The sequence below is a fragment of the Roseovarius sp. genome (genome assembly GCF_965228755.1).
Taxonomy (GTDB): domain Bacteria; phylum Pseudomonadota; class Alphaproteobacteria; order Rhodobacterales; family Rhodobacteraceae; genus Roseovarius.
Genome location: NZ_CBDDIG010000005.1, coordinates 862,550 through 875,147, shown reverse-complemented (window position 1 = coordinate 875,147; position 12,598 = coordinate 862,550). Strand labels below are relative to the sequence as shown.

The window sequence follows — 12,598 nt, the reverse complement described above, 5'->3', positions numbered from 1 at the left end:
AGCTTTCACCTCCACATACGATGAGACGGCGGGCCAAGATTGTGTCCGCAAACCATGGACACATATGACCAAATTTTCTGATCTGAACCTCAATCCGAAGGTCCTCAAGGCCGTAGAAGAAGCCGGCTACGAAACCCCCACCCCCATCCAGGCGGGCGCCATCCCCCCGGCCCTCGAAGGCCGCGACGTCCTGGGCATCGCCCAGACGGGCACCGGCAAGACGGCGGGCTTCACCCTGCCGATGCTGTCGCTGCTGGCCCGCGGCCGGGCCCGGGCCCGCATGCCGCGCAGCCTGGTGCTCTGCCCCACCCGCGAACTCGCGGCGCAGGTGGCCGAGAACTTCGACACCTATTCCAGGTATCTCAAGCTCACCCGCGCGCTTCTGATCGGCGGGGTCAGCTTCAAGGAACAGGAAGCCATCATCGACAAGGGCGTCGACGTGCTGATCGCCACGCCCGGCCGCCTGCTCGACCATTTCGAGCGCGGCAAGCTCATCCTCTCCGACGTCAAGATCATGGTGGTGGACGAGGCCGACCGCATGCTCGACATGGGCTTCATCCCCGATATCGAGCGCATCTTCGGCCTGACGCCCTTCACCCGCCAGACGCTGTTCTTCTCGGCCACCATGGCCTCCGAGATCGAGCGCATCACCAACACCTTCCTGCAGAACCCCGAACGGATCGAGGTCGCCCGCCAGGCCACCGCCTCGGAGACGATCAAGCAGGAAGTGGTGATGTTCAAACCCTCGCGCCGCGACAAGGCCGACGGCGAGAAACGCGCGCTGCTGCGGGCGATGATCGACGGCGAGGGCGAGAAATGCACCAACGCCATCATCTTCTGCAACCGCAAGACGGATGTGGATATCGTGGCGAAATCGCTGAAGAAATACGGCTATGACGCCGCGCCGATCCACGGCGACCTCGACCAGAGCCAGCGCACGCGCACGCTCGATGGCTTCCGCTCGGGCACGCTGAAACTGCTTGTGGCCTCCGACGTGGCCGCCCGCGGGCTCGACGTGCCTTCCGTCAGCCACGTCTTCAATTTCGACGTACCCGGCCACCCCGAGGATTACGTGCACCGCATCGGCCGCACCGGCCGCGCAGGCCGCGACGGCAAGGCGATCACGCTTTGTAGCACCCGCGACGAGAAGGCGCTCGACGCGGTGGAAAAGCTGATCCAGAAGGAAATCCCCCGCGCCGAGAACCCGCTGGGCAACGCCCCCGCGGCCGACGAGGCGCAGGAAGAGGAAAAACCCAAGCGCAGCTCGCGCAGCCGCTCGAAGAAATCCGACGACGCCCCGGCCAAGGACACCTCCGCCAAGGAGCCCGAGGCGCAGGACAGCAAGCCGCAGAAGAGCGACGACAAGCCGAAATCCTCCTCCTCGTCCTCCCGCGGCGGCAGCAGCAGGCGCGGCAAGAGCGACGACAACAAGACCGTCGGCATGGGCGACCACATGCCCCAGTTCATCGCCCTCAGCTTCGACCAGCGCCGCACCGGCTAGAACGCCTAGTCTTCCCGTCCCTTGCCCTTAACATCAAGGCGGCAATACGGACGGGAGACAATCATGCCCCTCATCGACATTCACGTGCTCGAAGGTGTGTTCACCGACGAGGACAAGGAACGCATCCTGCTCAAGGTCATCGACGCCTTCGGCGAGGCCGCAGGCGGGCGGATGAAGGAAAACACCTCCGCCCGCATTCACGAGGTCAAGAGCGGCTCATGGGCGCGCAACGACACGGTCATGCACACCGAACTCGGCCTGGCCATCCGACGGGGCGACTGAGCCTCAGGCCGTCAGCCGGCTGATGATCACCGTCACCTCGGGCCGCTTGCCAATCTCGGCCTGCGCCACCTGCCGCACGATCTTGCGCAGCCCGTCCTCCAGCTTGTCATCATCGGTCAGCGTCCTGTCGCCCGCCCGGCCGAGGAACTGGCTCAGGTCCTCTTCCAGCACGTCGACCAGCGGCGCCCGGCTGCTGCCTTCCTCGGCCAGCCCCTTCAGCTCGCACCACGGCTCGCCCAGCGGCTCGTCCTGCTCGTCGAGGATCACGTTCACCAACACGTGCCCGTTCAGCGCCATGCGAATCCGGTCGCGCACCACCCCGTCCAGCGCGCCGACCTGCACATTGCCGTCGAGATAGACGCGCCCCGTCTCCACGTAATCGGCGACCGAGGGGCTTTCTCCGGTCAGCTCGATCATCGTGCCATTGGGGGCAAGAACGGCCCCGAACCCCTTGGATTTGGCCAGTTTCACGTGCTCGCGCAGATGCCGGTGCTCGCCATGCATGGGCACCACGTAGGACGGCTGGATCAGCTTGTGCAACCGCTCGAGGTCGGGCCGGTTGGCATGGCCCGACACGTGATAGCGGCCGCCATCGTCATCGACCACGTCGACGCCCATCTCGCTGAACTGGTTCATGATCCGGATCACGCCGCGCTCGTTACCGGGGATCGTCTTGGACGAGAACAGGAATGTATCGCCCGGCTTCATCTCGATCCCGTTATACTTGCCCTGCGCCAGCTGCGCGCTGGCCGCCCGCCGCTCGCCCTGGCTGCCGGTGACGATCAGCATCAGGTTCTCGCGCGGGATGTTCTTGGTGTCCTCGGGGCTCACGGTACGCGGAAACCCGGTCAGCACGCCCGTTTCCACCGCCGCCTCGATCATCCGCCGCATCGCCCGGCCCATTAGGCAGATCGACCGGCCCGCCCGCTCCGCCGCCTCGGCCAGCGTCTTCACCCGCGCGACGTTGCTGGCGAACGTGGTGGCCACGAACATACCCTTGGCGCCGGCGATCAGGCTTTCGATCTCGGGGCCCAGGCTGCTTTCCGACCGCCCCGGATGCGGGCTGAACACGTTGGTCGAATCGCACATCAGCGCCAGCACCCCCGGCTCCGACAGCGAGGCCCAGAGCTCCTCGTCGAACGCCTCGCCCACCACGGGGCCGGTATCCATCTTGAAGTCGCCAGAATGCACAAGCCGGCCAAGCTTGGTGTCGATCACCAGCCCCGCGCTTTCCGGGATCGAATGCGAGATCGGCACGAAGCCCACCTTGAACGGGCCTGCCTCGATCACCTCGGGCCACGCGCTCGCGGTGATCACGGCCTTCTCCGGATGGCCCCGCTCTTCCATCTTCTTCCGCGCGATATTGGCGGTGAAGGCCCGGGCGTAAACCGGCGCGCCCAGCCGGTCATAGTAATGCGAAATCGCCCCCACGTGATCCTCGTGCGCGTGGGTGATGAACACGGCCTCCAGCCTATCCCGCCGCTCTTCCAGCCAGCTGATATCGGGAAAGATCAGGTCGACGCCCGGCGTGCCGTCCATGTCCGGAAAGGTCACGCCCAGATCGACAAGGATCAGCCGCTCCTTCCCCGGTGCGCCGATGCCATAGACATAGGCGTTCATCCCGATTTCGCCCGCCCCGCCAAGGGGCAGGTAGATCAGCCGCTCGTTGCTCATGCTGCCTCAGCCTTTCTCGTTATGCGCATGGATCACCGTCAGCCCATGCATGGTCAGATCTTCCTCGATATGATCGAAAAGCAGGTCACCCTGCGCGAAAAGCGGGGCCAGCCCGCCGGTGCCGATCACCTGCATGGGCCGCTCGTACTCCGCCCGTATCTGCTCGGTGATGCCGTTCACAAGCCCCACGTAGCCCCAGAACACGCCCGATTGCATGCAGGCCACCGTGTTGGTGCCGATCACCTTCTGCGGCTTGGTCACGTCCACATGCGGCAGGGCGGCGGCGGCCATGTGCAGCGCCTCGAGGCTCAGGTTCACGCCCGGCGCGATCACCCCGCCCACGTAAGCCCCATCATGGGCCACCACGTCGAACGTGGTGGCGGTGCCGAAATCCACCACGATCAGGTCGCCGCCATGCCGGTCGAAGGCGCCGGCGGTGTTCACCAGCCGGTCCGGCCCCACCTGCGTCCCCTCGTCCACCCGAGGTTGTACCGGCAGGGCGCAATCGGGCTTGCCCACCACGATCGGCCGACAGCCGAAGAACCGGTCAGCAAAGACGCGCAGGTTGAACACCACCCGCGGCACGGTCGACGAGATGATCACGTCGGTGATGTCCATCTCGATCCCGTAATGCTTCACCAGCGTCGAGAACCAGGTGAAATAGGCATCCGCTGTCCGGGCATGGTGGGTCGAAGTGCGCAGCGTGCACAGGAACTCTGTCCCGTTCCAGATGGAAAAGACCGTGTTGGTGTTGCCGCAGTCGATCGCCAGTAGCATGTCCAGCTCGCTTCGCTCAGAAGAAGATTTCGGCCGCCGGGATGGCCTGCCGGGTATCGCGGGTCTTTAGAACAAGATTGCCCGCCTCGTCCACCGTCTCGAAGGTGCCGGTGATCTCGGCCTTGCCGGTGCGGGCGGTAATCACCTCGCCCAGCCGCGCCGCCCGATCCAGCCAGGCCCGGCGAATGGGCCCGAAGCCATACTGCACGAACTGCGCCTCGCAGGCCGCATAGGCCGGCGCCAGCAGGTCGAGGAAATCGCCCGGGCTGATCTCGGTCCCGGTCTCGGACAACAGCGAGACGGGCCGCAGCGCCCCCGGTTCCACTTCCTCGGCCCCGGGCGCATGGACAAGGTTCACACCGATCCCGATCACCAGCGGCGACAGCTTCGTCCCCTGCCCGGCCTGCTCCAGCAGGATGCCCGCCACCTTGCCGCCGTTCAGCAGCACGTCGTTCGGCCACTTGAGCGCGAAGCCCTCGGGCCGCCCCGTCGCCGCCACGAAGGCATCGTAAAGCGCCAGCGAGGCCACGAAGGACCGCAGCGCCACCACCGATGGCGGCTCGGTCGGCTGCAACACCAGGCTCGCGGCGAAGTTCCCTTCCGGGTTGGCCCAGGCCCGCCCCCGGCGCCCGCGTGCGGCGGTCTGCTTCAGCGCCAGGATCCATTCCGGCCCGGCCAGCGTACCGGCCACCCGCGCGGCTTCGGCATTGGTGCTGTCCACCTCCGGCAGCACCCGGCGCCCGTACCCCTCTGGCCAGCCCGCGACCTTCATTGTTCCGCAAATACGCCCGCCGGAGGCATCCTCCGGCGGGGCCTGGTCATCAGGTCAGTTGACAAGGGTCGTCGCCGCGGCCTGTGCCATGCCCTCGATACCGAACATGTTCACGATACCCAGCAGCATGAGCGCGGCCGACGCCATCAGGAAGCCCCACTGCACCGGCGACTTGCCGGTTTCCAGCGGCTCCTGGTCCTCGCCGAAATACATGTAATAGACGATCCGCAGGTAATAGAACGCCCCGATGACCGAGGCGATCACGCCTGCCACCGCCAGCCACACCAGCCCGCCCTCATAGGCCGCCCGCAGCACGTAGAGCTTGCCGAAGAAGCCCAGGAGCGGCGGCACCCCGGCCAGGCTGAAGAGCAGGATCAGCATGGCCAGCGCCCGGCCCGGATGGGCCTTGGAATACATGTTGAGGCTCGCGATATCCGTCACCGGCTGCCCGTCACGCTCCATCGACAGGATGAAGGCGAAGGTGCCCACGTTCATGGTGATGTAGATCACCATGTAGATCAGCATCGCCTGCACGCCGAACACCGTACCGGCCGCCAGCCCCATCAGCGCATAGCCCATGTGGGCGATCGAGGAATAGGCCATCAGCCGCTTGATGTCGCGCTGCCCGATGGCCGCCACGCCGCCAAGGAACATCGACAGCAGCGACAGCACCGCGACCACCTGCTGCCAGTCCTGCACCACGCCGCCATAGGCATCATGCACCACGCGGGCAAACAGCCCCATCGCCGCCATCTTGGGCGCGGTGGCGAAGAAGGCGGTGATCGGCGTCGGCGCCCCCTGGTAGACATCCGGCGTCCACATGTGGAACGGCACGGCCGACACCTTGAAGGCCAGCCCCGAGATCACGAAGACGATCCCGATCAGCAGGCCAATGGGCGCCTGCCCCTCGGCCGAGGCGATGATGCCCGAGAAGAGCGTCGTGCCGGTATAGCCGTAGGTCAGCGAAGCGCCGTAAAGCAGCAGGCCCGACGACAGCGCGCCCAGCACGAAATACTTCAGCCCGGCCTCCGTCGATTTCACGCTGTCGCGGCGCAGCGAGGCCACCACGTAAAGCGCCAGCGACTGCAGCTCGAGCCCCATGTAAAGCGCCATCAGGTCGCCGGCGCTGACCATCATCATCATGCCCACCGCGGCCAACGCAATGAGCAGCGGATACTCGAACCGCAACAGCCCCCGGCGGGCCATGTATTCCTGGCCCATCACCATCACCGCGGCCGCCGAAACCAGCGTCACGACCTTGGCAAAGCGGGCAAAGGCGTCGTCGTTGAACATGCCGCCAAAGGCGGTGCGCGTACCCCCGCCCGACGTGCTCAGCCACAGTGCCATCGCCAGCAGGATCGCGGCGGTCAGCCATGTCAGCATCCCCGCCATCTTGTCCTTGCCCGTGTAGGCCGTCAGCAGCAGCGCGGCCAGCGCGTAGACCGAGATCACGATCTCGGGCAGGATAACATTCAGATCAGCCTGCATCATGGGTCTCCGTTATTCCGCCACCTGCGCCACGTCGTTGGCGGCGCCCGCCTCTGACAAGGCCGTTTCATAATTGCCGATCAGCGCCTCGACCGCCGGGCCGGTGACATCGGTAACCAGGCTCGGGTAGACGCCCAGCAGCAGAGTCATCACCACCAGCGGCGCAAAGATCGCCCGCTCGCGCCCGGTCATGTCGCTGATCGACTTGAGGCTTTCCTTCACCAGCTCGCCCATCACCACCCGGCGATAGAGCCACAGCGCATAGGCCGCCGACAGGATCACCCCCGAGGTCGCCACCGCAGCCACCCAGGTGTTCACCTGGAAGATCCCGACCAGCGTCAGGAACTCGCCGATGAACCCGCTCGTGCCTGGCAGGCCCACATTGGCCATGGTGAACAGCATGAAGATCAGCGCATAGGCCGGCATCCGGTTCACCAGCCCGCCATAGGCGTCGATGTCGCGGGTGTGCATCCGGTCATAGATCACGCCGACGATCAGGAAGAGTGCGCCCGAGATGAAGCCGTGGCTGATCATCTGGAAGATGGCGCCGTCGATCCCCTGCTGGTTGGCCGCGAAGATGCCCATGGTGACATAGCCCATATGCGCGACCGAGGAATAGGCGATCAGCTTCTTCATATCCTCCTGCGCCAGCGCCACCAGCGAGGTATAGACGATGGCGATGGCAGACATCCACAGCACCAGCGGCGTCATCACCTCGGCCCCCACCGGGAACATCGGCAGGCTGAACCGCAGGAAGCCGTAGCCGCCCATCTTCAGCAGGATCGCCGCCAGCACGACCGAGCCGGCCGTCGGCGCCTGCACGTGCGCATCGGGAAGCCAGGTGTGCACCGGCCACATCGGCATCTTCACGGCAAAGCTGGCGAAGAAGGCGATAAACATCAGCGTCTGCATCCCGCCCACGATCTGGATGCCCAGAAGCGAGAAACTCTCGAAGGCAAACTCGTGCATCATCAGCGTCGGGATGTCGGTGGTGCCGGCTTCCGCGAACATCGCCACCATCGCCACCAGCATCAGCACCGAGCCGAAGAAGGTGTAGAGGAAGAACTTGAACGACGCGTAGATCCGTTCCTTACCACCCCAGATGCCGATGATCAGGAACATCGGAATGAGCCCCGCCTCGAAGAACAGGTAGAACAGCACGAGGTCGAGCGCCATGAACACGCCCAGCATCAGCGTTTCCAGCACGAGGAAGGCGATCATGTATTCCTTCACGCGGCTCGTCACGTTCCACGACGCGGCGATGGTCAGCGGCATGATGAAGGTGGTCAGCATGACGAACAGCACGCTGATCCCGTCGACGCCCATCTTGTACTTCAGGCCCAGCAGCCACTCCCGCTCTTCCACGAACTGGAAGCCGGTGTCGTTCGGGTCGAAACCCACAAGGATGAAGATCGACACGATGAAGGTCAGCGACGTCGCGATCAGCGCCACCCACTTGGCATTCCGCTGCGCCGCCGCATCCTCGCCCCGCAGGAAGATCGCCAGGATCGCCGCGGCGATGGCGGGGATGAACGTGGTGATGGAAAGCAGGTTATCCATTATTCAGCCCCTCCGGTGAAGGTCATCCACGTGACCAGAACCGCGATGCCCAGCACCATGGCGAAGGCATAGGTGAAGATGTAGCCGGATTGCGCCCGGCCCGCGAGGCGGGTGAAGAACGGGATGATCCCCATCGCCACGCCGTTGAGGAAGCCGTCGATGATCCGCCCGTCACCGCCGCGCCACAGCACGCGCGCCAGCCGTTTTGCCGGGTTCACGAACAGGAAGTCGTAGATCTCGTCCACGTACCACTTGTTCAGCAGGAACAGGTAGAGCGGCCGCTGGCTCTCGGCCAGCGCCCTGGGCATGGCCGGGTTCACGATGTAGAACCAGAACGCCACCAGGAAGCCGAGGATCATCGAAACGAACGGGCTGACCTTCACCCATGTGGGTGCATGGTGCGCGTCATCCATCACGTGGTTGTCGGCCCCCATGTAGATCGCACCCTGCGGCGGGCCGGCATGGGCCACGTCGTGCCCGGCCTCGGCCTCGCCCTCGGCGGCGCCGTCCTCGGCATGGCTCTCGTCGGCCACCGCGTCGTCGCCATGGCTTTCCTCCGCCGCGGCGTCTTCCCCGTGGCCTTCTTCCTCGCCATGCCCGGCATCCGCCTCGGCATGATGCTCCGGGATGCCGAAGAAGTGGTTCACCTGGTTATGGTCGCCGAAGAAGCTGCCATACCACACCATCCCCGAGAAGATCGCGCCAAGCGCCAGAACCCCCAGCGGCACCAGCATCACGGGCGGGCTTTCATGGGCATGCTCATGCGTGTGCTTGTCGCCCCGCGGCGTGCCGAAGAAGGTCAGGAACATCAGCCGCCAGCTGTAGAAGCTGGTGAACAGCGCCGCGACGACCAGCGCCCAGAAGGCGATGCCCCCGGCCGTGCCCGCATAGGCGCTCTCGATGATCGCGTCCTTCGACAGGAACCCGGCAAAGCCGATATGGGTCAGCGGAATGCCCACCCCGGTGATCGCCAGCGTCCCGATCAACATCGCCCAGAACGTGTAGGGCATCTTCTTACGCAGGCCGCCATAGTTCCGCATGTCCTGCTCGTGATGCATCCCGTGGATGACCGAACCGGCCCCGAGGAACAGCATCGCCTTGAAGAAGGCGTGGGTCAGCAGGTGGAACATCGCCACCGAGTAGACGCCGACACCGGCCGCCACGAACATGTAGCCCAGCTGCGAACAGGTCGAATAGGCGATCACGCGCTTGATGTCGTTCTGCACGAGGCCCACCGTCGCGGCGAAGAAGGCGGTGAGGGCGCCGATGCCAACCACGATCATCTTCGCTTCCGGAGCGAACTCGAAGAGCGGCGACATCCGGCAGACAAGGAACACCCCCGCCGTCACCATGGTCGCGGCGTGGATGAGCGCCGACACCGGCGTCGGGCCTTCCATCGCGTCGGGCAGCCAGGTGTGCAGGATGAACTGCGCCGACTTGCCCATCGCCCCCACGAACAGCAGGAAGGCGATCAGGTTTGCCGCGTTCCACTCGGTCCAGAGGAAGGTCAGCTGCGTCTCCGCCAGCTCCGGCGCCGCGGCAAACACGTCGTCGAACTTGATCGAGTCCGTCAGGTAGAACAGCGCGAAGATCCCCAGCGCAAAGCCGAAATCCCCCACCCGGTTGACCACGAAGGCCTTGATCGCGGCGGCATTGGCGGAAGGCTTGCGGAAATAGAACCCGATCAGCAGGTAGGACGCGAGGCCAACCCCTTCCCAGCCAAAGAACATCTGCGCGAGGTTGTCCGACGTCACCAGCATCAGCATCGCGAAGGTGAACAGCGACAGGTAGGCAAAGAACCGGGGCCGATAGCTCTCGGTCTCGTCGTTGAAGTTCTCGTCATGGGCCATGTAGCCCATCGAATAAAGGTGCACGAGCGCCGAGACGGTCGTCACCACGATCAGCATGATCGCCGTCAGCCGGTCGAGCCGGATGGCCCATGCCGTGTCCAGCGTGCCCGACTGCACCCAGTCGAGGATATGGATCGAATGGCTCTGCCCGTCATGGCCCAGGAACACGATCCAGCTCAGCAGGCAGGCGAGGAACAGCAGCCCCGTCGACACCCACTGCGCGGCGGCGTCGCCGATCAGCTTCCAGCCGAACCCCGCGATGATGGCACCCACGAGCGGGGCGAAGAGAATGATCGTTTCCATCGCCTCAGCCTTTCATCACGTTGACGTCTTCCACCGCGATCGTGCCGCGGTTGCGGAAGAAGCAGACCAGGATCGCCAGGCCGATGGCGGCCTCGGCGGCGGCCACGGTCAGCACGAAGAGGGTAAAGACCTGCCCCACCAGGTCGCCCAGGTGGGCGGAAAAGGCGACGAGGTTGATGTTGACCGACAGAAGCATCAGCTCGATCGACATCAGCAGGATGATCACGTTCTTCCTGTTCAGGAAAAGCCCGAAGATGCCGATGACGAAAAGGGCCGCAGCCACCGTCAGGTAATGTTCGAGTCCTATCATTTGTCCGTCCCTCTTCGGTCTTGTCCGCCGAAATATCCGTCACTTCGGGGCGCGCGCGGCCCTTTGTCTCAATTCTGCCAAAGCCCCGGGTACAGGGCATTGCAGCCACAGGTTTCCTCGGTCTCCCGCAGGGTCAGAACCCGCAGGTAATGCTCGCCGCCGTAAAGCGCGTCGGCCGCGCGGCGCACGTCCTGCACCCGCACCGCCTTTCCCGCCTTCAGCCGCGGGCGCAGGAACTCGGTCGCCGTCAGCGCGGCATAGGCCTCGCGCTGGCCCACGCCGTGGATCGCCACGAAATGCCCGCTCCGGCAATCGGTCACCCGGACCCCGTTGAAATTGTCGAGCTGAGGGATCGGTCCCGGCGCACCGGCGATGATGCCATCGGCGGTGGTCTTGTTCAGGTAGGTCTCGATGGTGTGGCCGCTGGTCTCGTCGCCCAGGTACTCGACGTCATGGGTCATCATGCCGTTCTCTTCCCGGTCACAGGGCGGCGGCGGGGTCAGCGCCACGGCGCCCCCGGCAAACAGCACGGCCCAGGCCGCGCCGAGCGCTATGCCGCGCGCAGCTTTCACAGCCCCTGCCCCGGCTTCACGTCCTTCAGCTCCATCGCCTTGGCCGGGTCGCGGTACATCTGCGCCAGCACGTCCTGCCGCTTCACATGCGTCCGGTGGCGCAGCGTCAGCACGATCGCCCCGATCATCGCCACCAGCAGGATGAGGCCCGCCAGCTGGAACAGCAGGAAGTACTTGTCATAGAGGATCATCCCCAGCGCGGCGGTGTTCTCCACCCCCTCGACCGGCACCGCGGCCCGTGCGGCCTCGGCCCCGTCGGCCATCTGCCAGTTGCCGAAAGCCAGCCCGAACTGCATCAGCAGGATCACCCCGATCAGCAGCGCCAGCGGCATGTACTTCGCCATCTCGGCCTTCAGCTCGGCGAAATCCACGTCGAGCATCATCACCACGAACAGGAACAGCACCGCCACCGCACCCACGTAGACGATGATCAGCAGCATCGCCACGAACTCGGCCCCCAGCAGCACGAACAGCCCCGCCGCCGAGATGAACGACAGGATCAGCCAGAGCACCGAGTGCACCGGGCTGCGGCTGATCACGGTAAAAAGCCCGCCCACAAGTGCCGATACGGCAAACAGGTAGAAGGAAAACGCGGCTACGGTCATCGGTCTTTATCCCCTTCCTTGTCCTCGTCCAGCACCTCTCGGGCGAACTCCATCGCCCGGGTCATGGACGGGATGCCGGCGAACATGGACATCTGCGCGATGGTCTCGGCAATCTCGTCCTTGGTCGCCCCGGCCTCGAGCGCATGGCGCACCGTCATCCGGATCTGCGTGTCGCTCTGCGCGCCCAGCATGGTCAGCCCCGCCAATGTCAGCAGCAGCCGCGTCTTGGCATCGAGCCCATCCTTGTTCAACCCCCTGCCGAAGGACATTTCCATGAATTCCTTCGGCATGGTCGGCCAGAGCTGTTCGAACCCCTTGGGCGAGAACGACTCAAGCGCCGGGTTGAAGGCTTTCGCCATCTCCTGCGCCTGGGCCATCATGGCCTCGAAGGGGTTCTTCATGTCGCTCATCGGTAAGGCGCATCCAGTTCCAGGTTGCGGGCGATCTCGGCTTCCCAGCGGTCGCCGTTCTCCAGCAGCTTGGCCTTGTCGTAATACAGCTCTTCCCGCGTCTCGGTGGCGAACTCGAAATTCGGCCCCTCGACGATGGCATCCACCGGGCAGGCCTCCTGGCAGAAGCCGCAATAGATGCACTTGGTCATGTCGATGTCATAGCGCGTGGTGCGGCGGCTGCCGTCGTCGCGCGGCTCGGCATCGATGGTGATAGCCTGCGCCGGGCAGATCGCCTCGCACAGCTTGCAGGCGATGCAGCGCTCTTCCCCGTTGGGATAGCGGCGCAGCGCATGCTCCCCCCGGAACCGCGGCGAAAGCGGCCCCTTCTCGTGGGGGTAGTTCACCGTGGCCTTCGGCGCGAAGAAGTACTTCAGGCCAAGCCCGAACCCCTTGAACACGTCCTTCAGCAGAAAGTAACCGGCAGCCCGGCCATAATCGATCTGCGTCATCTG

General features: G+C 64.9%; 13 protein-coding genes. 2 read left to right on the top strand and 11 right to left on the bottom strand.

What is annotated here, in order from left to right:
- The first annotated feature begins 64 nt into the window (after positions 1-64).
- Together ACO07J_RS07715 and ACO07J_RS07710 are read left to right on the top strand one after the other, a co-directional pair.
- Positions 65-1,501, top strand: coding sequence for a DEAD/DEAH box helicase (locus ACO07J_RS07715; protein ID WP_422027856.1), 1,437 nt, complete (start codon positions 65-67; stop codon positions 1,499-1,501).
- A 63-nt stretch (positions 1,502-1,564) separates the two neighbouring features.
- Positions 1,565-1,783 (top strand): tautomerase family protein, encoded by a 219-nt coding sequence (locus ACO07J_RS07710; RefSeq protein WP_422027854.1) that lies wholly within the window; start codon positions 1,565-1,567, stop codon positions 1,781-1,783.
- Positions 1,784-1,786: 3 nt separating this feature from the next.
- On the opposite strand, the gene ACO07J_RS07705 is transcribed toward ACO07J_RS07710, so the two are convergent.
- From ACO07J_RS07705 to nuoI, 11 genes are all read right to left on the bottom strand, one after another.
- On the bottom strand, positions 1,787-3,457 hold the full coding sequence (locus tag ACO07J_RS07705; RefSeq protein WP_422027852.1) for a ribonuclease J: 1,671 nt from the start codon (positions 3,455-3,457) through the stop codon (positions 1,787-1,789).
- A 6-nt stretch (positions 3,458-3,463) separates the two neighbouring features.
- Positions 3,464-4,234, bottom strand: a complete 771-nt coding sequence (locus ACO07J_RS07700) for a type III pantothenate kinase (RefSeq protein WP_422027850.1) — start codon at positions 4,232-4,234, stop codon at positions 3,464-3,466.
- A gap of 16 nt (positions 4,235-4,250) precedes the next feature.
- Entirely contained in the window at positions 4,251-5,006 is a 756-nt protein-coding gene (locus ACO07J_RS07695; RefSeq protein ID WP_422027848.1) for a biotin--[acetyl-CoA-carboxylase] ligase, read from the bottom strand.
- Positions 5,007-5,060: 54 nt separating this feature from the next.
- The gene (gene nuoN, locus ACO07J_RS07690; protein WP_422027846.1) at positions 5,061-6,497 is read right to left on the bottom strand and encodes an NADH-quinone oxidoreductase subunit NuoN; all 1,437 of its coding nucleotides are present in this window, start codon (positions 6,495-6,497) and stop codon (positions 5,061-5,063) included.
- A 9-nt stretch (positions 6,498-6,506) separates the two neighbouring features.
- Complete coding sequence (locus ACO07J_RS07685; protein ID WP_422027844.1) at positions 6,507-8,054, bottom strand: NADH-quinone oxidoreductase subunit M; 1,548 nt, start codon at positions 8,052-8,054, stop codon at positions 6,507-6,509.
- Entirely contained in the window at positions 8,054-10,207 is a 2,154-nt protein-coding gene (gene nuoL / locus ACO07J_RS07680) for an NADH-quinone oxidoreductase subunit L (protein WP_422027842.1), read from the bottom strand. The genes ACO07J_RS07685 and nuoL overlap by 1 nt, the downstream gene beginning before the upstream one ends.
- 4 nt (positions 10,208-10,211) lie before the next feature.
- Positions 10,212-10,517, bottom strand: a complete 306-nt coding sequence (nuoK, locus tag ACO07J_RS07675; protein WP_268954300.1) for an NADH-quinone oxidoreductase subunit NuoK — start codon at positions 10,515-10,517, stop codon at positions 10,212-10,214.
- Positions 10,518-10,585: 68 nt separating this feature from the next.
- Complete coding sequence (locus tag ACO07J_RS07670; RefSeq protein ID WP_422027840.1) at positions 10,586-11,089, bottom strand: hypothetical protein; 504 nt, start codon at positions 11,087-11,089, stop codon at positions 10,586-10,588.
- Positions 11,086-11,694: an NADH-quinone oxidoreductase subunit J gene (locus ACO07J_RS07665; protein WP_422027838.1), complete on the bottom strand. Its 609-nt coding sequence runs from the start codon at positions 11,692-11,694 to the stop codon at positions 11,086-11,088. Before ACO07J_RS07665 ends, ACO07J_RS07670 begins: the two co-directional genes overlap by 4 nt.
- Positions 11,691-12,104: a carboxymuconolactone decarboxylase family protein gene (locus ACO07J_RS07660; RefSeq protein ID WP_420423591.1), complete on the bottom strand. Its 414-nt coding sequence runs from the start codon at positions 12,102-12,104 to the stop codon at positions 11,691-11,693. Before ACO07J_RS07660 ends, ACO07J_RS07665 begins: the two co-directional genes overlap by 4 nt.
- Positions 12,101-12,595, bottom strand: a complete 495-nt coding sequence (nuoI, locus tag ACO07J_RS07655) for an NADH-quinone oxidoreductase subunit NuoI (RefSeq protein WP_300892478.1) — start codon at positions 12,593-12,595, stop codon at positions 12,101-12,103. Before nuoI ends, ACO07J_RS07660 begins: the two co-directional genes overlap by 4 nt.
- Positions 12,596-12,598: the final 3 nt, after the last annotated feature.